The following is a 22,759-nucleotide window of genomic DNA, read 5'->3' as shown; positions in this document are numbered from 1 at the left end:
CCTTGCCTGTTCCAGTTTTGAATTCTATGAAGCCAATCCGGCACAACTCGCGCAAGGAAGACGCAGCAGAGCCCAGCTGACGGGAAATTATTTGAGCTGTTCCAGATGGTGTTTGATCAGCAGATCCGTCTCCAGCAGGGGCAGGCCGACTACGGCGCTGTAGCTCCCCTCGATGCGGCTGACGAACTTGCCCGCAATACCCTGAATGCCGTAAGCCCCGGCCTTGTCACAGGGCTCACCGGTTTGCCAATAGGCCTCGATCTCGGCCTCATCCAGCTTGCGAAAGGCCACGTTGGTGGTGACCAGCCGCACGTCGCAGCGCTCCGGGGTGGCCAGCGCCACCGCCGTCATCACCTGGTGCACCTTGCCGGAGAGCGCCTCCAGCATGTCTTTGGCATCCAGCAGATCGGACGGTTTCTCCAGCACCCGGTCGCCCAGCACCACTATGGTGTCGGCCCCCAGCACCGGCAACGCCGTCGGCGCACACGCCAGCCCGGCCATCGCCTTGTCACGGGCGAGGCGGCAGACGTAATCCTGCGCCTTTTCCCCCTCCTCGCGCTGTTCCGGCACGTCCAGCCTGAGTACCTCAAAGCGGTAGCCCAGCTGGGTCAGCAGTTCATGACGGCGGGGCGAGCCCGAGGCGAGATAGAGTTGCGGTTCGTTGTTCTTGTTCATATTTACCTGATATTGAAACGGCGCCGCACCTTGCGCAGCACCAGAAACACCCAGGGCCATATTAGCATCGTCGTCAACGTCGACCAAAAATAGGCGAAGTTGAGGCTGGCCCGGCTGAACAGGTGTTCTGCCCAGAATACCGTCACCTTGCCCACCAGTGACAGGCCGCCGATGATCAGCGCCTGTTGCCACAGAGAAAAGTTGCGGATCTTCTGGAACTGGAAGGCCGCCAGATAGGTGGTGATGGCCATCGCCATGGCCCGCACCCCGAGCGTGCTGCCCAGCAGCACGTCCAGCAGCAGGCCGGCCACCCAGGCGGTGCCGACGTTGGTTCGGTGCGGCAGCGCCAGCGCCCAGTAGATCAGCACCATGGCCAACCAGTCGGGGCGGAAAGGATCAAATTCGAAAGGAAGCGGCAGGATCGACAGGCTCAAGGCCAGCAGGATGGAAATCCAGATCCAGACCCTGCCGCTGGCGGGTTGTAACATCAGCGGGTGGCTCCTGCGGCGGACGCTGCCGATGCGGCCCGTTCGCCTTCCTCATCATCTCGTACGTCAGGTTTCTTGTCAGTCCACAGCAACAGCAGGTAGCGCAGGCGATCAAGCTCCACCAGCGGCTTGGCCTCGACCTGGGCGAAGGGCTTACCCTCCACATAGTCGGAGCGGGTCACTGTGGCCACCGGGTAGCCTTCCGGGAAGCGTCCGCCAAGGCCGGAGGTAACCAGCAGATCGCCGACCTGCACGTCGGTATTGCGCGGCAGGTTGCGCAGCTCCAGCTTGTCCAGCTCACCACTGCCGGAGGCGATGGCGCGCAGATCGTTGCGCAGCACCCGCACCGGAATGCCGTGGCTGGAGTCGGTGATGAGCAGCACCCGGCTGGTTGTAGAACCCACATGCAGCACCTGACCGATAACCCCCTGATCATTGATCACCGCCTGGCCGTTGTAGACGCCATCCAGCGCCCCCTTGTTGATCAGCACCTGGTGGCTGAAGGGGTCGGAATCCACCGACAGCAGCTCGGCCACCATCTTGCGGGAATCCTTGTGCACCGGAGAACCGAGCAGCTCGCGCAGGCGCTGGTTCTCATGCTCCAGATGATCCATCTTCAGCAGGCGCGAGCGCAGGGTGAACAGCTGCTGCTCCTGCTGCTTGGTCTGCTCGATGAGATCGGCCCGGGTCTGCACCTGGGTCGACATGGTGTCGAGCAGGGTTCCGGGGGCATTGGCCATGTATTGCAACGGACTGACGAGTGAACTCAGATAGACGCGGACATGGGTGAACACACCGAAGCGTGAGTCCGCGACGATGGCTGCAATAGAGATGATGACGGCGAGAAACAACCGTAACTGAAGCGAAGGGCCTCTACCAAAAATGGGTTTCATGGGTCGTCAAAAAAGAGCCGGCACGCTGGCCGGCTTTGGGTCTTATTCGTAGTGGAACAGATCGCCACCGTGCATATCGATCAGCTCCAGCGCCTTGCCGCCACCACGGGCCACACAGGTGAGGGGATCTTCGGCGACGACCACTGGGATGCCGGTCTCTTCCATCAGCAGGCGGTCGATGTCTTTAAGCAGGGCACCGCCACCGGTCAGCACCATGCCGCGCTCGGAGATGTCGGAGGCCAGCTCGGGCGGAGACTGCTCCAGCGCTACCATGACGGCCGCGACGATGCCGGAGAGCGGCTCTTGCAGCGCTTCCAGGATTTCGTTGGAGTTCAGGGTGAAGCTGCGCGGTACCCCTTCGGCCAGGTTGCGGCCACGGACTTCGATCTCGCGCACCTCTTCACCCGGATAGGCGGAGCCGATCTCGTGCTTGATACGCTCGGCGGTGGCTTCACCGATCAGGCTGCCGTAGTTGCGACGGACATAGCTGATGATGGCTTCGTCGAACTTGTCGCCACCGATGCGTACGGACTGGGAGTAGACCACACCGTTCAGGGAGATGATGGCCACTTCGGTGGTACCACCACCGATATCCACCACCATGGAACCGGTCGCTTCGGAGACCGGCAGGCCGGCACCGATGGCGGCAGCCATGGGTTCGTCGATGAGGTAAACCTCACGGGCGCCGGCGCCCAGTGCGGATTCCTTGATGGCGCGACGTTCCACCTGGGTGGAGCCGCACGGTACGCACACCAGCACGCGCGGGCTGGGGCGGAAATAGTTGTTGTCGTGAACCTGCTTGATGAAGTGTTGCAACATCTTCTCGGTCACGTAGAAATCGGCGATCACGCCGTCTTTCATCGGGCGAATCGCGGAAATATTGCCCGGGGTACGGCCCAGCATCTGCTTGGCGGCATGGCCAACGGCAGCGACCGATTTGGCGTTCCCGCGCTCTTGGCGAATGGCGACAACTGAGGGTTCGTTAAGGACGATCCCTTGATCTTTTACATAGATCAGGGTGTTGGCAGTTCCCAGGTCGATCGACAGATCGTTGGAAAAAACGCCTCTGAGCTTTTTGAACATGGCTACGGGAAATCCTAAGAATTGGGAGGTGCAGAAAATCGGCTAACTTTACCAATGCCCACCCCAATGGGCAAGCGCTCAAACTGTCGCCAATCAATCACACACGACAAAAATGCGAGTCGTCACTCACTGTCCCGGGCTTATAAACGCTCATAAACCGAAAATCAGGGTAAAGGTACTCACCTGTCCCCCCCTGTCGGATTCTGTCAGTTCAAAACCTCGCGTCGATAAATAATCCGGTCATTGCCCCGCGCCGAGCCAAAAATGGCCTCCCCCTGCAGGGAATCGGGATCGCTCAGCCAGAGGGGTGCCGCAGGTTGCCTGGCCAGATCGATCCGGTAGGGAATGCGCACCGCTATCCCGGGCGGGGCGAAGTGGAACAGAAGCTCGCCATCGCTGGCGATGGCAGATACGCCACCTGGGGCCGAGCGCCCCAGCCCCAGCCTGATCTTGCGGTTATCACCCAAATCGAGATCCCGGCTGACTTCATCGAAGTGCTGGCCCGCGCCAGGGAAGCTGAATCCCCCATTGGCCAGCGAGAGTGCGGTACATTGATCCTGCGTGTTCAACTGCCAGTTACCGGCTTGGTAATATTGCATCTGCTGGACAATGGCGAGGGGGGCCGAGGCAAGCCCCGCCTCCGTACCCGCACTCACGCGACCAAAATAGGCGATCATGGCGGCAGAATCGATCAATCTGGCATTGCACTGGCCGCTGCTGCACGCTCCCTGCAGCGCCTCGTTGAAATCCGGATCGGCAATCAGGGTATGGTCACCATCGTGATCGTGCATATAGAGGCCGAATAACAAGGAGCGGTAGGGCCCATCCGGCTGGGTATCGGAGAGGCGCACAAACTCGCTCACATCATCCAGCCGGGCCAACCCGTTTTCCCAGGAAAGGGATGGCAAGCTGCGCAGCCGGGTTGAAAGGGAGTGACCATCCCTGTCATTGGCCGTGGTCAGATAAGCACTGCCCTTGGCAAAGGCATCCTTGTAGTTTTGAGTCTGCCCCCCGGCCCGATTGCGCGCCATGATCTCCAGCTGGACACCAAAAGGCTGACCCATATAGCTGAACTGGCCACAGGCCGGGATGATATCCCCGCGAACCAGATTAAAATCCCAGGGCACAAAGCGCCCAATGGGACTGCTCCAGCGCAGAGGCACCTCCAGTTGTGGTGACTCGGTCTGATAACCGGGATAGGGGATAAAATTGCTGACCCCCGCTTTGAGCACCCCCACCTCATCCCATTGCGCAGCGGTAAGACTCATACCGTTAGCGACAGATAGAGATGTCGGTGACGGTGTGCCACTACCCCCTGAGCTCGGAGCCAAGGTCGCCCACTGCAAAGGCAAGTTTGTCGCCCCGAAGCCGACCGTGGTCACGCCCTGTCGATTGATCGCCTGAGCCAGTAGTGTGTAGGTTTCCCCCGCCTTGCGATATACGCCACAATTCCCCATATAGCTGGCATCATCCGAACCACTACAGGCCGGTTGATCCTGACCGCGCAAGAGAATGGCACTTGGCAACACGGCCACCGTATCGCTGCCGGTCAGGGTCAGGGTACCGGTGGTATCGCTCTTCTGAAAAGTGGCATCCAGCCGCAACACGCCGGCATCCGGATACTTCAGCGCCAGCTGGCCCACCCCGTTGCCATCGAACAGCACGCTTACGCTGCCAGTTGGCGTCAACGCACTGTCATTGATCGACGGGACTGAACTGCTGGTCGGCTCGGACACCAGCTTGGCGTGGCCAAACTGAAGGGTCTGGTTACCCGTCAGCAGGGGGACGCAGACCCGGGTTGATCCGGCATCGTTGGAACGGATAGCCCGGATCGTCGTGCTGGCCGTGTCACCGGCATAAAAGGTAGAGAAATCAAAGCGCAAGGCCGCATCGGTAAAACTCATGGAACAACTGTTATCAAACACTCCGTCCCGATAGCAGCGCAATGGTGCGCTCGGGGCGCTGCTCGTCAGTCCCAGGGTGACATTCCCGCTGGTCAGGCGGGAGAGAGTCAGCGCCGCCAGGCCAGACGCCCCAATAGTCACCGGATTACTGCTCCAGCCACTGGCTGGAGACAGGGTCACCTGGGCTCCGTTGACGTAACGCTGGCTGCAATTATTGTTCTGGCAGGCCAACAGCTGGATTGATGCCCCTTCGCAGGTCAATGACTGCGAAGGGTAGTAAAGCTCGTAATGATCCAAGCTGTCGCCAACATAGTCCTTCTTGTTGATCTGCGATTGCCCTTCCATAAACAGGTAGCGGCTGGTCACACGACCGTTGATCAAGGAATTGTTGTTCATGGCAAGCTTGTTGTCGGAGTAGACATAGCCGTTGATCTGGCTGTTGCCTGTCATGGTCAGATCGCCATAAGCAACCAACAGCAGGCTGCGTTTGCCATCCATATTCATCAAGCCACTGCTGATGACGGCATTTTTGTTGATAAAGAGCCGCGCATCCCCCTGCAGGATGAGTTCTCCCCCGTCAGTGATGGAGAGCCGATCAACCCAGTAATCCCCCTGAGTCAGGACCAAGCGGGCACCGTTACCAAGCTCCAGAGTGTTGAAGCGATACTCCGAGTAGCGGGCGCTGACCGAGGCCGTGCAGCGAGCATAGAGCTGCACTGTACCATACTGATTGCCGTTGCTGCCCAGCGATAGCGTGTCGCCATTGCTGCAACTCCAGACGCTGCCGGCAGCACCACTGCTCCCCAGAAAATAGTTGTAACCATCGACTTTCAAGCCACGAATATCGTAGTTGGTATCGGAGCAATAGCGGTTTCCCCCCAAGGCCGTATCACAGCCGGTGGCGGGGCGCTCATAAGTGGAGTTGATGCCGCAAAATTTCAGATCCCTACCCAGGGTGCCATTGATCCGGCTGCTGTTGTATTGCTTGAACTGGGGAGAGTTGATCTGATGGCAGAGGTTGCTGTTGTCACCATGATGCCCCTGAACCACATCGGGAAAATAGGTGCCGATATCCACCGCATCGAAAGCGACCGCCCATCCTGAGGCCAACATCGCCAGGCAGGCCAGCGCCATCCCTTTTATTGTCATGGGGATACTCCATCAAAAACTTCGATAACCAAGGTGCGACTGACGGCAAAATCCGGGTTGGCACTGGCCAGATCATCCTGGCCGCAGATCCCCGTGCTGAGCAGACGATAGCCGTTTACTGTCTCTCCCTGATAGGTGATGGGGAGTTGCACACACTCGACCCGCACCTGACAGCTGGCCAGGCCCTGATCGTTGCCAAAGGTCGGGGGCACATTGACCAGATCGCAGAGGTTGGCCGGGGCTGGTGCGGCTGGGAGCTTGGGAAATAGTTGAGACAAGGCCATCTCCAGCCCGCTCTGGGCCGCCAGCAAGGCACGCACACTGCGCACCTCCACGGTATTTTTCTCGCTGCTGTCCGTCAGCATGCGACCGAGCGCCGCCGCCAGCAGGGCCATCACCACGATGACGAACAGAGCGATCATCAGGGCGCTGCCTCTTGCGCGGGTCGGCCTTCTCACGTCAGGGCACATTGCTCACCCCTATCTTGTGGTTGAAGGTAACCGACTCCCCCTTGCGCTCGAACACGAACCGGATACCAACCTCCCCCGAGGCATTGAAGGCGGCCGGTTCCCGATAGAAGCTGCCGGTACGGATCCACTCCGCCATCAGGCTAGCCGGAGAGGAGAGAACCCCGTCAATCGGCCCGCTGCTGCGAAGCAATCGACCCCCTTCCACGCAATAACGCACCTGCTGGCGCGCGAAGTAGACCCGGTTGGCGGGGGAGAGGCCATCCAGCAGCTCGGAAGCGGCATAATGAACCGCTTGTACGCCGGTCACCGGTGCCTGTACTGCGTTCACCCTGGCTACGCAGTTGCCATAGACGCATCCCTGTGTGAGGGAGTCACCATCGCTGCGGGGGATGGGAAACACGACCAGCAGATCACGGTTTGCCGCCACGGCATCGCCATCATCCTGCAACGGATTGGCCGCCGAGGCCGGGGTCTGCATCAAGAGTTCCAGGGTGCCGGCACTGCCGGAGACGGCACGGTTCAGGATGAGATAACGACTGGTGGCACTGATGGGCCAAAAACGCAGGCAGGTGCCGCTATCCACCCAGTCACCTGTCGCCGTTTCAATACGCACCGAACCGGGCACGGCATCGCGCACCTCGCGATTGAGTCGCTCCATGGCAAAGCGGGCATCGCTCATCAGCTGCTCGCGACTGCTGGCCTCGCCGTAGATCTGGCTGCCGATACCGATAAACTGGCTGCTGAAGGTCGCCATGATGCCAAGCAGCAGGATCACCATCACCAGCTCGACCAGGGTAAACCCGCGCACGGACTGCCGGGGGGCGCCAAGTCTGCACGACCCGGTTGCGGAGTGTCTCGTGAATATCGGATTGCCCATCAGTAGTTCCCCCGATAGAGGGAGAAGTCGAGTACGCTGCGATCGGGCAGCCGTACCTGCAGCTCGATACGTTTGCCCACCGAGCAGGGTTCGCTACAGCTTTGAAAGCTGCCATCGCTGAAATCGACGCCGCTCACCGCGATCTTTACCTGATAGTTGGGGTACTCGTCGCCACTGACGCCCGCCGAGGTCTGGGTGAAGCGATTGGCATCGACCCAGTTGCCTGCCGTATCGAAGTCATCCACATCGTTGTAGGCGTAGGGAGCCGGTTCACCGTCCGGGCCATAGCTGGTCGAGCAGGCCGGGATGGTGACACCGGTGACCGTCTCGCCACAGCGGTAGCGGCCACCGTTGTGATCCGACTGCTCATCGAAGGACTTTTGCAGGATCTCGCCGGCAAGACGCTGGGCCAGTTGGGCGGCGCGCACCTGCTGTACCGGATCCACCGCCCTGGGGGCCTGGTTGATAAGCAACCCGAGTATGCCGGTCAGCGCCACCGCCAGCAGCACTATGCCAACGATCAGCTCAATCAGGGTAAAGCCGCGCTCAGGGGATCTCATGGATATACCCCTCGGATTCGATCTGGATACGACCGGTTTCCCGCCCATCACTGACCTGCACTATGCACCCATTGCTGCAAACCCCCAGCGGGCGCCCCATCCGATCGAAGCGCAACACAAAACTGCCGCTACCGTTCAAGGAAAATTGCAAGCCCTGCGAGGCGCTCACCAGCCGGCCACGAGTCAACATGTTGTCGCTCCAGCCGCTCAAGTTATCGCTGGCAGGACAGCTAGCATAGGTACGATGGGCAAAACGGGGGGAGACAACCACCAGCTGGGTACAGCGGTCGGCGGGTTCATGCATATTAACTGTCTGTACCAGCCGCAGCCGGGTCAGCAGTTCATCGCGCAGGCTTTGGGTTTCAACGCCGCCTTTGCCCAGCCATTTGGGCACGGCAAAGGCGGCCAGAATCCCGAGCAGCAGGATCACCACGACCAGTTCAATCAGGGTAAAGCCCTTGGTTGCAGCCATGGGTCTTCTCATCAGGTGAAAGAGAAAGCGAGGCCGAAGCCTCGCTAATTCAAGAGGTTACTGGCAATCGCCTTTATCGGCTGCTAGTTTACCAATTTTAGAGGTTGCTGTAGCCGTGCTACTCGCTTCGGTATACAACACACACTTGGCATCTTTTTTCAAATCATTGTCTGCTTTGAACTGGTACTGAGCCGGTGTTGCATTTGCAACCACACTGCCGTTCCAAGAACCATCAATAGTTACCGCAAGCTTGATACCGTCATCAGAAGCCTTGGGATAACCATAAGCTGTCTTGATAGAAGTGCCATCAGAGCTTGACACTGCCGCATCATCAGAGCGTTCTTCACCTTCCAGCGCAGACTTGCTATAGACCAGTTGAGCTGAGCTCTGTACTGCAGCCAGGACGCCATCTGCTGCGGCTTTCTTGGCATCATCCTGCAGATTCAGGAACTTGGGTGCAGCAGTCACCGCTAGAATGCCCAGAATGATGATCACGATGACCAGCTCGATCAGGGTAAAACCCGCCTGTTTTTTCATTTCATTTTCCTCTGTTAATTGATGTTGGTGGTCACCTGGCCGGAGGCCGGACGGTAACTGAAACTCATAAAGGCATCCGTGCTGCCCTGCGGATCCTGATACTTGCCATCGCTGCCCTTGCTCAGGCTGTTGACCAGATAGTAACGGCAGACCGAATCCAGACCGTTATTGGTCACGCTGACATAATATTTCAGGTCATTGCCACTACTGCGCACTTCACTGAAACTTGCCGTCGCCTTGGGCGGGTTTTGCAACAACCCCTCCCAAATTTTGAGGCAGCGCTGGGCGCTCAGGTTGGCCGGATCCACATCGATGCCACCCTCAGCGGACGTATCCATGGGATAGCCTGGCGAGAGCTCGCCATTGCTGATCTGGGTCTCGGTCGGCGTGGTCAGGTAGAAGCGGGAACCGTCATAGAGCACGGTATTGAGCCCGTCCTGCTTGGCACGCCCCTCGGCCTCCCACTGGGCCCGCACCAGCGACACGCCGGTGGCAAAGCCGCCAGAAACCCCTTCCACGCTCGCCTTCTTGGCCTCGTCGGTCACGTCGAGAAAGCGTGGCAACGCCGTCACCGCCAGGATCCCCAGGATCACGATGACGATCACCAGTTCGATCAGGGAGAAGCCGGCAGCCAGCTTCACCATCCCTCTGTGCGGGATTGTTGATGCCCTTGATTTCATTGCCATACTCCCTCCGAAATGGACGTTATTATTTCATGTGAGTTCAAAAAAATCATGTAGTTGACCCATTTATCAGGCCTCATTCAGAGCGCTTCGTCACACGCCCGTCAGAAAATTGATACATCAGCCAATAACCGTCCCAACCAATTTCGCATCCGCTGCCATCCGGACGGGCCAGAAACTGCAGAGGTGGCATGCCGCTCTCCGCCTCCCCGACCAGTGTCAACCAAAGCTGACGGCAGTTGCCGGAGGGAGATTGCGGCGGCATCACCGCAAGCGGCCAACCCCGTTCATCAAACTGCCACGTCAGCTCACCGGCATGGAGCAGTGACGGCCGTCGCTCGTCGAGCCAGAGACCGTGCAAGCGCTGTACCCGCTCGGCAAACTGCTCCCCGAGCAGGGTGAGGGTGACCCGCTGCGCCTCCTCCCGGTTGCCCTGATAGTTCTGCACCAGGTTAGCGACGATGATCATCAGCAGGATCAGGGTGATCCCCAGCCGATAGCCGCTCAACCAGCGTTCATCCTGTTGTGACTGCCTGCTCATCTCGTCCCGCACTCCCCGGCCATCCATTGCCGCGACGACTCCATCACCACTTGCAATACATATCCCATCCTATGGCTGTGAAGATGCGTCTATTTACCGCGAACGGCGCCCATCATGTCCCACCATATGACCGTAAAGATGCAGCCTATTGACCTCGAACGGCCCGCATCATGTCCCACATGGGCGTAAAGATACCGAGCGCCAGGATCAACACCATGACCGCCACTATCCCGATCAGGATGGGCTCGATGCGGGCGGTGAGGCTCTTGAGGTCGTAATCCACCTCCCGCTCGTAATACTCGGCCGCCTCGTGCAGCAGATCGTCCACCTGACCTGTCTCCTCCCCCACGGCGATCATCTGCATCACCAGCGGGGTGAACAGGCCGCTGCCACCGGCGGTGCGCAGCAGGCTTTCGCCCCGCTCAATGCCGGCCCGCATATCGCGGATCCGCCCCGCCATGTAAGCGTTGTCCACCGCGTCGGCCACCAGGGTCAGCGCCGTGTTCAGCGGCACCCCGGCCTTGAGCATCATGGAAAAGCTGCGGGCAAAACGGGCCAGCAGGGAGCGCTCTATGATGGTGCCGACGATGGGCAGTTTCAGCTGCCATCTGTGCCAGGTCAGCTTGCCCTGCTCACTGGCGGTCCAGCGCCGCCAGCCGAATACCATGGCACTGAGGATGGCGAGCAGCAGCCACCAGTAGTGGACGAAGAAGTGGGAGGTGGCGAGCAGGATCCGGGTCGCCAGCGGCAGCTCCACCCCGAACTTGGCGAACATGCCGGCAAACACCGGGATCACCATGACATTGAGGATCACCATGGCAATACCGATGGCGATCAGCACGAAGCTGGGATAGCGCATGGCGGTCTTGATCCGCTTGCGGGTCTCCAGCTCCAGCTCGAAATAGGTGGCGAGCTGGAGGAAGGCCTCCTCCAGCTGACCCGTGTTCTCCCCCACATGGATGATGGCGACAAACAGGCTGCTGAATACCTTGGGATGGGCCTGCATCGAGCTCGACAGCGGCCGGCCGTTGCCCAGATCCTCCCCCAGCGCGTGGAGTGCCCGCTTGAGGGGCTTGCTGTGGGTGCTCTCCTCCAGCCCGGCGATGGCGCGCAGGATCGGGATCCCCGCCCGGGTCAGGGCATACATCTGGCGGCTGAAGATCACCAGCTCCTCGAGCCGCACGCCCCCCTCCAGCAACAGTGACCAGTCGATGGACGCCGATTTGGCCTTGCTGGCTTTCAGCTCGGTGGGCATCACCCCGCGGCGCATCAGCTGCTCGGCTGCCGCCATCTCGTTGGCGGCCTCCACCACGCCGCTGGTGGCATTGCCCTGGCTGTCGCGTCCCTTGTAGGCAAAGTTGGCCATCGCTTACCCCAGATCCTCGGCCAACCTCAACACCTCATCCACCGAGGTGATCCCCTTGCGGGCATAATCGAGCGCGGTCAGGGCCAGCGGCCGATAGTGTTCGTGTTCGCGGGCAGCTTTGGCGAATCCTTCCGCATCGTTGCGGCGCAGGGCATCCATCATGGGCTGATCCAGCTCCAGCAGCTCGTAGACCCCGATCCGGCCGGAATAGCCGGTGAAGTTGCAGCTCTGGCAGCCACGCCCCTTGTGATAGCGGTGCTGGCCGGGCGCTTCGCCGGAGAGCACGGTAAGCCAGGTGGCCTGCCCCTCGTCCGGCGCCTTCTCCTCGACGCAGTGTTCGCACACCCGCCGCACCAGGCGCTGGGCCACCACGGCCCGCAGCGCGCTCGCAACCAGATAGCCGGGAGCCCCCATGTCGATGAGGCGCAAGGCGCTGGTGACCGCATCGTTGGTGTGCAACGTGGTCAGCACCAGGTGACCCGTGATGGCGCCGCGCAGACCTATCTCCACCGTCTCGTTGTCCCGCATCTCCCCCACCAGCAGGATGTCCGGATCCTGACGCAGGGTGGAGCGCAACACATGGGAGAAGGTGAGCCCTATCTTGGGATTGACCTGCACCTGACTGATCCTCGGCAGGCGATACTCCACCGGGTCTTCCACCGTGATGATCTTCTGGCTCGCCTGATTGAGTTCGGAGAGGGCGCCGTAGAGGGTGGTGGTCTTGCCGCTCCCGGTCGGGCCCGTCACCAGGATCATGCCGTGGGGACGTTTGAGCTGGCGGCGAAAGCGGGTCAGGATCTCCGGCGGCATGCCGGTCTCGGTCAGCGACAGGATGCCGGAGGATTGATCCAGCAGACGCATCACCACCGACTCACCGTATTGCACAGGCATGGTGGAGATCCGCACGTCCACATCGCGGCCACGCACCTTCATGTTGAAGCGGCCATCCTGGGGCAGGCGCTTCTCGGAGATGTCGAGCCCCGCCACCAGCTTGAGGCGCAGCACCAGCGCCTGAGCGATGCGCACCTCGTTGAGGATGTTTTCGTGGAGGATGCCGTCGATCCGCTGGCGGATACGCAGCACCTTCTCGTCCGGCTCGATATGGATATCCGATGCCCCCACCTGCACCGCGTCCTCAAACAGGGAACGCAGCAGCTTGGCTACCGTCGCCTCCCCCTCATCCGCCGCCCCCAGGTTGCTGGCCCCCAGCTCGAAGCCGGTGTCCTGATACTCCTCCTGCAACTGCTCGGCGAAGCTCTCGATCTCGCGGGTGCGGCGATAGAGGCGGTCGAAATACTCCAGCAGCTGGCCTTCCCGCGCCACCGCCAGCACCATCTCGCGGGGGCTGAGCAGGGCGGCGATGGCATCCATGGCGCTCAGATCCGCCGGATCCGACATGGCCACCGTCACCCTGTCATCCCTGAGATTGACCGCTAGCGCCCGATAGCGGCGAGCCTGCACCTCCGGCAGCAGGGCCACCGCCGCCGCGTCTATGGTGAGGTTATTGAGATCGAAGAAGGGCACATCCAGCTGGCGGGCGAGAAACTGCAGCAACTGCATTTCGCTGATGAAGCCGAGATCGATCAGGGTAGTGCCCAGCTTGCGGCCGGTCTGACGCTGCTGCTGCAGGGCGAGCTGCAACTGATCATCCGAGATGATCTGCTCCTGAACCAGCAGGTCGCCGAGGCGCATTTTCAGTCTGGGTTGTGCCATTGAAACTCCGAAGTTGATTGACCGTGTCGCCCGTCAGGGGGCGAGCTGGGCGACGCGCTGTTCCAGCCAGCTGGTGGAAGCCTCACCCAGATTGCCATGGAGCAGGGCGTTGCGATAGGCGTCCAGCGCCCGCTGGCTGTGGCCCTGGCCATCCTCGGCCACGCCCAGCCCGAGCCACCAGCGCCCCTGATCCGGCTGCTGGCGCAGCAGCTTCACATAGAGCTCTGCTGCCTCGGCGTTGCGTCCCAGCTCCTGGGTCAGCCCGGCCCAGGTGGCGTAATAATCGAGATTGGCGGCCAGCTCCGGCTGATAACCGGCGAGCCAGCCAAGCGCCTGTTGCCTTTGTCCCTCGCTGATGGCAAGGCGGGCTAGCAGGAGCCGAAAATCCGCCTGCTGGGGCTCAAACCTGAGCCCCTCCTCCAGCAACTGGCGGGCTTCGGCCAGCCGACCCTCGCCATAGAGGAGACCCGCCAGCTGCTCCCGCGCCCCCTGGTTGTGGGGATCGTGTTCCAGCACCTGATAGTAATTGTCCTGGGCATCCCTCAGGTTGCCCTTGGCCATGGCGACAGTCGCCTTGCGCTCGGCCAGCACCGCCAGCTCCTGCGGGGAGAGCTCGACGGTTTCGATCTTCAGCACGCCCGGTTTACGCGGTGGCTTGATGAGCGCCTGCTGTTCCGCGGCCAGCTCGGCATGCAGATCCGGCTGCAGCTCCTCATCGCTCAGCATAGGTTCATCGCCTTCCCCGGCCTCATCAGCCTCATCAAACGCGGGCTCGGACAAGGTATACGGCTCTTCATCCCTATTCTCATCGGCGACCGAACGCGGCAACGGCAGCGTCGCCGCCACCTCGGCGGGCTCCGGCTCGACGGGCGCGAGCATTGGCAACGGTGCCACCCGGGCCACCACATCCGCCGCCACGGATTCACTGACCACACTCATAGCCCGGGTCTGCTGCCAGTAGATCCAGGTGCGCCAACCGAGGATCCCGAGGGCCAGGCCACAGAGCAGGGTCAATAGCAGCATCCACCAGCCCTGTTTGCGGGCCGGTGCGACATAGACGGCAGCTCCCGCGGATCCTTGCTGGCGCTGTTCCAGATCCTTGAGCATCTGGTTGATCACGCTCATTGCCAGACTCCATAAGCCAGGGCGCACCCCAGCAGCAGTAACAGGGGCCACCAGCGACCCGGGGCGCCCTTGCGCGCATCATCGGTATCGCGGATAGCGAGGCGCACCAGACGCGGCGCTATCTGCCGCGCCCCCTGACCATAGGCCAGCATCAGGCACTTCTGCGCCAGTACGTTGATAAGTCGGGGCACGCCGCGCGAAGCGCGCCACAATAGCGTCAGTGCTCGGCGACTGAACAGCGGCGCGCCGCGATAGCCGGAGACTTGCAACCTGTGTTCCAGATAGGCGCGGGTCTCATCCCGGCTCAGGGGCCGCAGGCAGTAAGAGAAACCGATCCGCTGGCGCAGCTGGCGCAGATGGGGCTTGCCGAGCCGGCTATCCAGCTCGGGTTGGCCAAACAGCACTATCTGCAACAGCTTGCTCGATTCGGTCTCGAGGTTGCCAAACAGCCGGATCGCCTCCAGGGTCTCGTCCGGCAGGGCCTGGGCCTCGTCGATCAGCACCACCACCCGGCTCCCCTGCTGATGCAGGGCGATGAGGTGGCGATGGATGCGATCCGTGATATCCAGCTCGCTGCCATCGTGCACCGACAGACCCAGCTCCAGCGCCAGGGCGATGCGCAGCTCGGCCGGAGAGAGATGTGGGTTGGGCAACCAGGCGATGCGCACCGGATGCGCCTCCGAACCCAGCTCCCCCAGCAACTTGCGGCACAGCAGTGTCTTGCCGGTGCCCACCTCGCCAGTCACCTTGATGAAGCCCTCCCCCTGCGACAGCGCCCAGTTGAGCACCTGCAACGCCTCCTCGTGTGGGGGCAGGCCGTAGTAAAAACCGGTATTGGGGGTGAGGCCGAACGGCGCCTCCTGCAGCCCGAAATATTCCAGGTACATGCCGTCAGCTCCCGCGCCCGGGCCGGGCGGCCTGCAACAGACCACCCGCCAGCACCAGACCATGGGACAGAGCCGGATCCGCGCTCATGCCATCAACCCTTGGGGGGATACCATTTGTCGAGCAGATCGGCGGAACGCTGCAGCTCGTTCTGCCAGGTCTCCTTCTCCACCACGGTCGGCTTGAGCAGGATCACCAGTTCCACCTTCTTGGTACTCTCGCGGCGGTTGGTAAAGGCCTCGCCGACCCAGGGAATGTCGCCGAGCAGGGGCACCTTGCTGACGATCTCCTGCTTGTCGGTCTTCATCAAGCCGCCGATGACGATGATGTCGCCGTTGTTGGCCTGCACCACGGTATCGGACTCCCGAATGGAGCTTCTGGCCAGCGGCAGCTCCAGCTTGCCACCCGTGGTCCCCATGTCGATCACCTTGTTCTGCTCCTCGGTGTCGATGACGGAGGGGTGGATGTGCAACAACACCTTGCCCTCTTCGTCGATCTGAGGCGTCACGTCCAGCGCGATACCAGAAAAGAAGGGGGTCAGCTCCACGTTTGGAGTCTTGTCAGAGACGCCGGAGGAGTTGGTGGTGATGGTGGTCGAGGCGTTGGTGACGAAATACTCATCCGTCCCCACCTTGATCACCGCCTTCTGGTTGTTGGTCGCCGTCACCCGCGGGCTCGAGAGGGTATTCACATCCCCCTGGGTCTTGAGCAGGTTGACCGCCACGTTGAAGTTGCCATCCGTGATGGTGAAACCGGCGCCACCGCCAATCGCCTTGAATATGGGGTTCGCCGCGCCAACCAGGCTGGTTCCCAGCGAACCGGCACCATTCAGCAAGTTGTAAGCAGGGGTACTACCCGGCGCAGTCAGGATAGGCTGGGCCACCGTCGGAATGCCCTTGTTGCCACCCCAGCTGGCGGTCAGACCGCTCCAGTCCACCCCCTGTTCATAACCCTCGCTGAGGGCTACTTCCAGGATCCGCGCCTCCAGCACCACCTGGCGCTTGAGGTGGCTCTCGGACTGGTTGAGGAACTCGCGCACCGCCTTGAGCTCCTTCGGATAGGCGCGAATGGTCACCAGACCCGCCTGCGGGCTGGTGATGACGGCGCGGCCGTCGCCGGTGCCGATCAGCATCTCCAGAGAGGTGCGCAGATCGGTCCAGTAGTCACTGTTGGTGTCGGTCTCGATACGGGTGCCGTTGCTGTTGTCCGAGTTGCCGTTGCTGCCGGACGAGTTGCTGGTGCTGGTGTTGTTGCTGTTGGCGCTGTCGAAACTGTTGTTATTGCTGTTGTTATTGTCGTTGGAGGTGACCCCGCCGGTACTGACCGAGGTACGGGAGAGGCCGCGCCGGGACATCATCAGATAGTTGACCGGAATGGTCTCGGTCCGCAGGCCGGCCGGGTAGATGTGAAACACGTTGCCCTTGCGCTGCACGTCGAAGCCGTACATGTCCCCCACCACCGCCAGCACCTCCTGCAGGGTGACGTCCTTGAGCTCAACGGAGACCAGCCCGGAGACTCCGGGGTGCACCGCCACACTGTAGCGGGATCCCTTGAACAGGGAGCCGAAAAACTCGACTGCCTCCACGTCGTGGGCGGCGATGCGCAGCCGTTTTTCCGGCATGGGCACGGGGGTCTGCGGCCGGTTCAGCTGCAGCAATTCGCTTTGCACCGATTCGGGCAGGGTGGTCAGGGGGGCGGCCTGCTTCTGCTGTTCGCTCATGGCCTGCTTGAGGGCGTCCTTGGCCTGGGTGGGCTCAGGGTGTCGATACGTGGTACAGCCGGCGGCCATCATGGCCACGGCGATCAGACAGAGACGGTGTGTTTTCATGTAATCAATGCACCCTGACTTGCAATTAAATGCGATAAACCCGGCGCCCCTGTGGGGCCGCCAGGATTAAACCCGAACCTTGCTGGCAAACAGTGTCAGCGCGTGGCGTTTTCCCGCCTTCTCGAGCACGACACCATCGGCCTGGATGGCCACCAGCGTATATCCTTCGATCTGCTGTCCTATCCGGTAACTCTTGCCGTTGAGCACCGCCAGCGCCGGACCGTTGCCCAGCACTATGCTCTGCAATTTCGGCAACCCGGTACTCCCCTGACCGCTGGCCGCGGAGCCACCGGCCATCTCCGCCAGCGGCGCCGTGGGATCCTGCAACACCTCGGTCGGCTGCGCCATGATCTGGGCTCCGAACAGGCAACAACACAATGGGAACCATCTAGCCACGAATGAACTCCTTGCTGGTGCTCAGGGTGTAGATCTCCATCTCCACCAGGGCCCCCGGGTAATCTTTCACCTGGTAGTCGAACCGCTTCCAGTAAAAGTGGCGCGGCAGGGCCTCGAGTGCCTTGAGATACTGATACACGTCGAAATAGCCCCCTTCCAGCTGCAGCCGGATGCCGTGCTTGTAGAGATTGATCTTCTGCTCGCCAGCCATCAATGGGGTCGGCTCCAAGGAACTAAGGGCCAGCATGTGCAGGTTGGCAGAGCGGGAGAGCAGCGCCTCCAGCACCTGCGGCATCTCGCGGGCCGGGATCAGATCCACGGTCTGGGCCTTGAGCCGCTCGTCGAGCCGGGCCAGCTCATCCTCGGTGCGCGCCAGCTGTTCCCGAACGCTCTGATCGGGATCCCGCTTGAGGCGAGCCTGCTTGCCGAGATTCTCCAGATCCATGATCTCGCGATCCCGTTCGGCGGCATTCAGCGCCATGCGGTCTTGCTGCAATCGGGTCGCGGCGCCATCGAGCCAACCATAGAAGCCAACCGCCCCCAGCACCACCAGCCCGGTCAGCAGGATCAGCACCCGTTCACGCTGGCTCAGGGCGGCAATGCGCTGGCCCCAGGCCTGCCACTGTTCTTTCAGAGTCATCAGGGTTTCTCCCGCGCTATGCCGCTCAGCTGAAAGGTCAGGCGACCCTGCTTGTCACGGCTCAGGGTCAGTTCACCAAACTCCTGGCCCGCCAGACTGGGAGTCTGCTTGAAGCGATTGACCCAGGCGGGCACATCCTGGCTGCGCCCGGCAAAACCGGAGAGATTGAACCGCCCTTCGTTGATTTCGATGCGTTGCAGCGAGAGGTTGCTGCTGCGGATCCGCGACAGATCCGCCATCACGCTGGCATACCCCAGGGATTTTTGCAGGCTCAGGCTGCCCAGCTGGCGCATCAGCTCCTGCTTGGCAGTCAACTCCTCCTGCAGACCGGTGAGCCGCTGTTGCAAGCGGGGATCGGCCTGATGGCGTGCCAGCTCGGCATCGAGCCTCTGAGCCTCGCTACGTTTGTGCGCCAGCTCGGTATTGACCTGTGCCAACGCCCGACTGACCTGTTGTTGCTGCCAGCCATAGACGGCAGCCATCAGCAGGATCAGCAGCAGGCCGGCGCCCCAGGCCAGCGCCATCTGGTTGAGGCTGGCCCACTGGCGTTTGGGACGAAACTCGGCGCCGTAGAGGTTGATCTGGCGTTTCATCACGCATCCTCCCCGATGGCGGCGGCATAGGCAGACAAATACTCGACCCCCGCCAGCACCGCCTTGTTGGCCATGGCAGAGACAGCCATGCCGAAGGTCTGTTCCATGTGGCGCACCAAGGTACCGATGAAGGAGGAGGCGATGGCCAGCTGCATCTGGCCCAGCTCCGGCAGCTTGAGCTGACCGGTCAGATAGTCGAGGGAACGCTGGATTTCCAGCGCCAGGGTATCGAGCAGCAGGGCATCCGGCTCCTCCTGTTCTCCGGTCAGCGCCCCAAAGCCGCGCAGCTGGCGGGAGAAGCAGAGTCCGCCCTGATGGAACACCAGCAGCTGCAGATCCTGCCCCCTGGGTTGCCACAGCAGCATGCGCACCGCTTTGTCGGCCTCGTAGAGGGAGGTGAGTGCCAGCTCGTCGCTGACGATGGCATCCAGAGTGGCGACGCCGTTGATGGCTTCCGCCACCTGCTGTACCCGGCCCTTGGGCAGGCAGATCACATTGATCCGCGGCTGACCGGCAGGGGGCGTGGGCAGGTCGACATAATCCATGGCGAGCTGCAGCACGGGTTCGCTGACATAATCCTTGATGGCCCAGGGCAGGGCGCCGGCCATCTCGGCCTCGGGCACGGCGGGCTTGTCGATCTGGATCTGCTGATAAAGGCTGGCGGCCAGGGCGACACGCACTTTAGACTTGGCGAGGCCATGACGACTGAACAGTTCATTGACGGCCTGGCCCCACTCGTGCGGTCCGTTGATGGTCCGGGTGGCGAAGACGGGGGGATTGGCGACGGCAGCCAGCATGATCCTGTCATTGGCCAGCAGGAGCCCCACCTGGCGACTTGGCGTTGACCGTTTGAACAGTTGTTTCATGTAAGCCGCCCCGTCATTAATTGGCAAAAAGCATGAAATCTTAACATAAACAGAGAATTAGCCTCCAGCAAAAGACGGACTCACCCTTGCAAGACAGCCTTACACCCCTGGCAACTGAGGGGGACAGCCCCCAGCCATCGTCACTGCACCCCATCCGGCATCCCCTGCTCGCCCACTACGGGGTGGAACTCTGGTGCAAGCGGGACGATCTGATCCACCCGACCATCTCGGGCAACAAGTGGCGCAAGCTGAAATATCACCTGCAGCATGCCAGCGAACAGGGCAAGCAGCACCTGCTTTCCTTTGGCGGCGCCTACTCCAACCACATCCATGCCCTGGCGGCGGCGGGCCACCACTACGGGCTGCGCACCACCGGTATCATCCGGGGCGAACCGGAGGCCATCGGCAACCCGACCCTGACGGATGCCAGCCGCTGGGGCATGGCCCTGCGCTTTGTCGACCGGCAGACCTACCGCAGGCGACATGACCCCGAGTGGCTGGCCCGGTTTGCGGCCGCAGACACCCTGATAGTGCCGGAGGGTGGCAGCAGCCCGCTAGCCATCCCGGGGGTTGCCGAACTGGTCGACGAAGTCCCCTTCTCGCCGGATCTCTGGGTGCTGCCCTGTGCCAGCGGTGGCACCCTGGCCGGCCTCATCGCGGGCAAGCGGGATCCGGAACAGATCCTTGCCATCGCCGTGCTCAAGGGGGGCAGCTTCATCGCCGACGAGGTGTGCCGGCTCTACCCGGCCGCGGCCATGATGCCCGGCTGGCGGATCGCGCTGGATCACCATGACGGCGGCTACGCCAGATTCAGCCCTGCGCTCTGGCAGTGGGTGCAGGCCTTCAGCGCCGAGACCGGCCTGCCGCTCGAGCCCATCTACAGCGGCAAGGCGATGTGGGGACTGTTTCGCGAGTTGGCAGCGGGCCGTATCCCGGCCGGCTGCCGGATCGTCTTCATCCACACCGGCGGCCTGCAGGGGCTGGCGGGGCTCAAGGAGCAGGGGCGTCTCTGACGGCGGCTCGCGCCGCCCGACTCAGACGCCGACCGGTTCTATCAGCAGCCGCTCCGGCGCGGCAAACCAGGGCCCCTGACCGGCGTGCACCCCGAGGTGGCGCAGCATCTTCCACTCCTCTTCGCTCTCCACCCCCACCGCCAGCACCCGGGTCGGGGTGTTGGCGCAGCCCCCCACCAGGCTGCGTACCGCCATCTGGTTGACCTGGCGGGTGTGGATCTCCCGCACCAGGCTGGGATGCAGCTTGAGGAAGTTGATCTCGAACTCCTTGATGTACTGGGTGCTCACCACATCCTGGCCGGCGTGGTCGATGGCCAGGCGGCAGCCGAGCATGCGCAGGGAGCGCAGCGGCCGCTTGAGCGCCTCGTAGTGACGGGTGACCTGAGCTTCCGACAGCTGCAGCACCAGCCGTTCATTGGTGCTGCGGGGCAGCTGGAACAGGGCGAAGAAGAGCCAGCGCTGGAATTCGCGATGGAGCAGGCTCTGGGCGCTCAGGGTCAGGCTGATGGGGCAGCTGTGCTCGGCGCGCTGGCGCAGCAGCTGCAGGGTCTGCTCCGCCACCAGCCGATCCAGTTGCAGCAGCATCCCCACCTTCTCCGCCATCGGCATGAAGACTCCGGCTGGCAGGGCGCGCCCCTGCTCATCGTGGAGATAGGTGAGCAGCTCCTGCTGCAATACCACCTGGCCGCGATCCTGCTGGATTGCCTGGGTGTAGAAGTCGATGCCATGTTCCTCGAGGCGACGACCAATCAGGGTGCGCCAGCGCACCGAGCCCTTGCTGCTCTGCTCCTCCTCCAGTTGCTTCTCGTAGAGGAACCAGCCGTTGTGCCCCTGCAGGCGGGCGCTCTTGAGGGCCAGCTCGGCCTCCTCCTGCACTTTGAGCAGGCTGTCCTGGGAATGGTAGCAAACGGCGCCGAGATAGACGGCGGTCTCGGGGTTGACCTCGTCCGGCCAATGCAGGCGCTGCAGGCTCTTGAGCAGCTGGCTGGCGCTATCCACCATCTCGCTCTCGGACATGTTGGGCAGCAGCACGGCAAACACCTGGCCGGCGTAACGCGCCTGCAGGGCGCCGCTGTGCTTGCGCACGAAGGCGCCTATGGTTGCGCTCGCCTGAGCCAGCAGGTCGGGGCCAAGCTGCTCGTACTGTTCGGCCTCCAGCTCCTCCAGACAGGCGAGATCGATAAGCAGCACGCCGCCGCTCATCACGCTCGCCTCCATGATGGCGCTCTCCAGCCGGTTGTCGAAAAACAGGCGATTGCCGATGCCGGTCATCTTGTCGACAAAGGCGTTGCTGCGAATGAAGTTGTCGAAACGGCTGCGCTCCTTGCGGGCATCGGCCAGCTCGGCCAGCAGATGATCGAGGGCCTGGCTGGCGGCCACCGGCCACTCCTCGGACGGGTCGTGAGCCAGCTTGGAGAGCTTGTCATCCAGGATCAGCTGGGCACGAATCCCCAGCAACTCGGCCCCCCGCAACTGCTGGCGCAGCCAGCGGATGGAGTACCAGAGACCGAACACCACGATGAAGATGCCAAACGAGATGCCCGACATCGCCTCGATGGAGTACTCCACCTCCTTGAAGGGACGTTCGAGCCGGAAATTGGCCTGCATGCCGGCCTGGTGAGGAAGCGAATGACTATAGGAGAGCAGTAGCTGTTCATCGACCGGGCGTTGCACATCGCGAAACCAGTAGACCCGCTGATCGTTCTGGCGCACTTCCAGCTCGACCACATGGGCGGCCCGCAGCAGGGTGGGCAGCCAGTTGCTCATCGCATCCACGTTCTGGCTGACATCCAGCTGCTCGTCGATCACCTCGACCAGGGCGTCGACCTTCTTCTGTTGCAGCTCCATGCCCAGTTCACGAAAGCTGAAGACCCCGCCGATGAGCACGGTCGCCATGGCGGCGATCACGCACAGGGTGATGAATGAGACAAGCTGTGTAGTCAGTTTCATGTGCTTTTCCGTATGCCCGGACCATCCTTGTGGCCTCATGGTAGCAGTGGGG

The 22,759-nt window shown here is 61.9% G+C and carries 23 protein-coding genes; 1 reads left to right on the top strand and 22 read right to left on the bottom strand.

Features of this window, described 5'->3' with window-relative positions; translation table 11 throughout:
- Positions 1–87: 87 nt before the first annotated feature.
- The 21 genes from BN1123_RS19085 to BN1123_RS18985 all read right to left on the bottom strand — a co-directional run bounded on the left by BN1123_RS19085 (position 88) and on the right by BN1123_RS18985 (position 19,744).
- Positions 88–675 (bottom strand): Maf family protein, encoded by a 588-nt coding sequence (locus tag BN1123_RS19085; protein ID WP_042029032.1) that lies wholly within the window; start codon positions 673–675, stop codon positions 88–90.
- A 2-nt stretch (positions 676–677) separates the two neighbouring features.
- Positions 678–1,163 (bottom strand): rod shape-determining protein MreD, encoded by a 486-nt coding sequence (gene mreD / locus BN1123_RS19080; protein ID WP_026458460.1) that lies wholly within the window; start codon positions 1,161–1,163, stop codon positions 678–680.
- Positions 1,163–2,056, bottom strand: a complete 894-nt coding sequence (gene mreC, locus BN1123_RS19075) for a rod shape-determining protein MreC (protein ID WP_042029031.1) — start codon at positions 2,054–2,056, stop codon at positions 1,163–1,165. Before mreC ends, mreD begins: the two co-directional genes overlap by 1 nt.
- A 42-nt stretch (positions 2,057–2,098) precedes the next feature.
- Positions 2,099–3,139 (bottom strand): rod shape-determining protein, encoded by a 1,041-nt coding sequence (locus tag BN1123_RS19070; RefSeq protein ID WP_005340051.1) that lies wholly within the window; start codon positions 3,137–3,139, stop codon positions 2,099–2,101.
- Between the two features lie 206 nt (positions 3,140–3,345).
- On the bottom strand, positions 3,346–6,192 hold the full coding sequence (locus BN1123_RS19065; protein ID WP_156130739.1) for a DUF6701 domain-containing protein: 2,847 nt from the start codon (positions 6,190–6,192) through the stop codon (positions 3,346–3,348).
- The gene (locus tag BN1123_RS19060) at positions 6,189–6,662 is read right to left on the bottom strand and encodes a pilus assembly PilX family protein (RefSeq protein WP_042029030.1); all 474 of its coding nucleotides are present in this window, start codon (positions 6,660–6,662) and stop codon (positions 6,189–6,191) included. Before BN1123_RS19060 ends, BN1123_RS19065 begins: the two co-directional genes overlap by 4 nt.
- A complete protein-coding gene (locus BN1123_RS19055) occupies positions 6,652–7,470 on the bottom strand; it encodes a PilW family protein (RefSeq protein ID WP_231555619.1) in 819 nt (272 codons plus the stop codon). Before BN1123_RS19055 ends, BN1123_RS19060 begins: the two co-directional genes overlap by 11 nt.
- 68 nt (positions 7,471–7,538) lie before the next feature.
- A complete protein-coding gene (locus tag BN1123_RS19050) occupies positions 7,539–8,099 on the bottom strand; it encodes a type IV pilus modification PilV family protein (protein WP_042029029.1) in 561 nt (186 codons plus the stop codon).
- Positions 8,086–8,571, bottom strand: coding sequence for a type II secretion system protein (locus tag BN1123_RS19045; RefSeq protein ID WP_042029028.1), 486 nt, complete (start codon positions 8,569–8,571; stop codon positions 8,086–8,088). The genes BN1123_RS19050 and BN1123_RS19045 overlap by 14 nt, the downstream gene beginning before the upstream one ends.
- 57 nt (positions 8,572–8,628) lie before the next feature.
- Positions 8,629–9,108: a prepilin-type N-terminal cleavage/methylation domain-containing protein gene (locus BN1123_RS19040; RefSeq protein ID WP_042029027.1), complete on the bottom strand. Its 480-nt coding sequence runs from the start codon at positions 9,106–9,108 to the stop codon at positions 8,629–8,631.
- A 14-nt stretch (positions 9,109–9,122) separates the two neighbouring features.
- Positions 9,123–9,794 (bottom strand): MSHA fimbrial major subunit MshB, encoded by a 672-nt coding sequence (gene mshB, locus BN1123_RS19035; RefSeq protein ID WP_026455899.1) that lies wholly within the window; start codon positions 9,792–9,794, stop codon positions 9,123–9,125.
- A 73-nt stretch (positions 9,795–9,867) separates the two neighbouring features.
- A complete protein-coding gene (locus tag BN1123_RS19030; protein ID WP_042029097.1) occupies positions 9,868–10,332 on the bottom strand; it encodes a hypothetical protein in 465 nt (154 codons plus the stop codon).
- Positions 10,333–10,477: 145 nt separating this feature from the next.
- Entirely contained in the window at positions 10,478–11,698 is a 1,221-nt protein-coding gene (locus tag BN1123_RS19025; RefSeq protein WP_042029026.1) for a type II secretion system F family protein, read from the bottom strand.
- 3 nt (positions 11,699–11,701) lie between these two features.
- Entirely contained in the window at positions 11,702–13,411 is a 1,710-nt protein-coding gene (gene mshE, locus BN1123_RS19020; protein ID WP_042029025.1) for an MSHA fimbrial ATPase MshE, read from the bottom strand.
- A gap of 33 nt (positions 13,412–13,444) precedes the next feature.
- On the bottom strand, positions 13,445–14,536 hold the full coding sequence (locus BN1123_RS19015; protein ID WP_042029024.1) for a tetratricopeptide repeat protein: 1,092 nt from the start codon (positions 14,534–14,536) through the stop codon (positions 13,445–13,447).
- Positions 14,533–15,423 carry an ExeA family protein gene (locus BN1123_RS19010; RefSeq protein WP_042029023.1) on the bottom strand — a complete coding sequence of 297 codons (891 nt, stop codon included), beginning with the start codon at positions 15,421–15,423 and terminating at the stop codon, positions 14,533–14,535. Before BN1123_RS19010 ends, BN1123_RS19015 begins: the two co-directional genes overlap by 4 nt.
- 92 nt (positions 15,424–15,515) lie before the next feature.
- A complete protein-coding gene (gene mshL / locus BN1123_RS19005; protein ID WP_042029022.1) occupies positions 15,516–17,249 on the bottom strand; it encodes a pilus (MSHA type) biogenesis protein MshL in 1,734 nt (577 codons plus the stop codon).
- A 66-nt stretch (positions 17,250–17,315) separates the two neighbouring features.
- On the bottom strand, positions 17,316–17,645 hold the full coding sequence (locus BN1123_RS19000; RefSeq protein WP_042029021.1) for a SctD/MshK family protein: 330 nt from the start codon (positions 17,643–17,645) through the stop codon (positions 17,316–17,318).
- Positions 17,638–18,285: a type 4a pilus biogenesis protein PilO gene (pilO, locus tag BN1123_RS18995; protein ID WP_042029020.1), complete on the bottom strand. Its 648-nt coding sequence runs from the start codon at positions 18,283–18,285 to the stop codon at positions 17,638–17,640. The genes BN1123_RS19000 and pilO overlap by 8 nt, the downstream gene beginning before the upstream one ends.
- Positions 18,285–18,878: a PilN domain-containing protein gene (locus tag BN1123_RS18990; protein WP_042029019.1), complete on the bottom strand. Its 594-nt coding sequence runs from the start codon at positions 18,876–18,878 to the stop codon at positions 18,285–18,287. The genes pilO and BN1123_RS18990 overlap by 1 nt, the downstream gene beginning before the upstream one ends.
- Positions 18,878–19,744, bottom strand: a complete 867-nt coding sequence (locus tag BN1123_RS18985; RefSeq protein ID WP_026455889.1) for a hypothetical protein — start codon at positions 19,742–19,744, stop codon at positions 18,878–18,880. Before BN1123_RS18985 ends, BN1123_RS18990 begins: the two co-directional genes overlap by 1 nt.
- Positions 19,745–19,830: 86 nt before the next feature.
- Here BN1123_RS18985 and BN1123_RS18980 point away from each other — a divergent pair, with 86 nt between their 5' ends.
- A complete protein-coding gene (locus BN1123_RS18980; RefSeq protein WP_042029017.1) occupies positions 19,831–20,757 on the top strand; it encodes a 1-aminocyclopropane-1-carboxylate deaminase/D-cysteine desulfhydrase in 927 nt (308 codons plus the stop codon).
- Positions 20,758–20,778: 21 nt separating this feature from the next.
- On the opposite strand, the gene BN1123_RS18975 is transcribed toward BN1123_RS18980, so the two are convergent.
- On the bottom strand, positions 20,779–22,707 hold the full coding sequence (locus BN1123_RS18975; RefSeq protein WP_042029015.1) for an EAL domain-containing protein: 1,929 nt from the start codon (positions 22,705–22,707) through the stop codon (positions 20,779–20,781).
- Positions 22,708–22,759 lie beyond the last annotated feature (52 nt).

This window comes from Aeromonas enteropelogenes, assembly GCF_000819845.1.
GTDB classification, from domain to species: Bacteria; Pseudomonadota; Gammaproteobacteria; order Enterobacterales; family Aeromonadaceae; genus Aeromonas; species Aeromonas enteropelogenes.
Note: the sequence above shows the minus strand (reverse complement) of the source record. Positions and strands in the feature narration are given on the sequence as shown.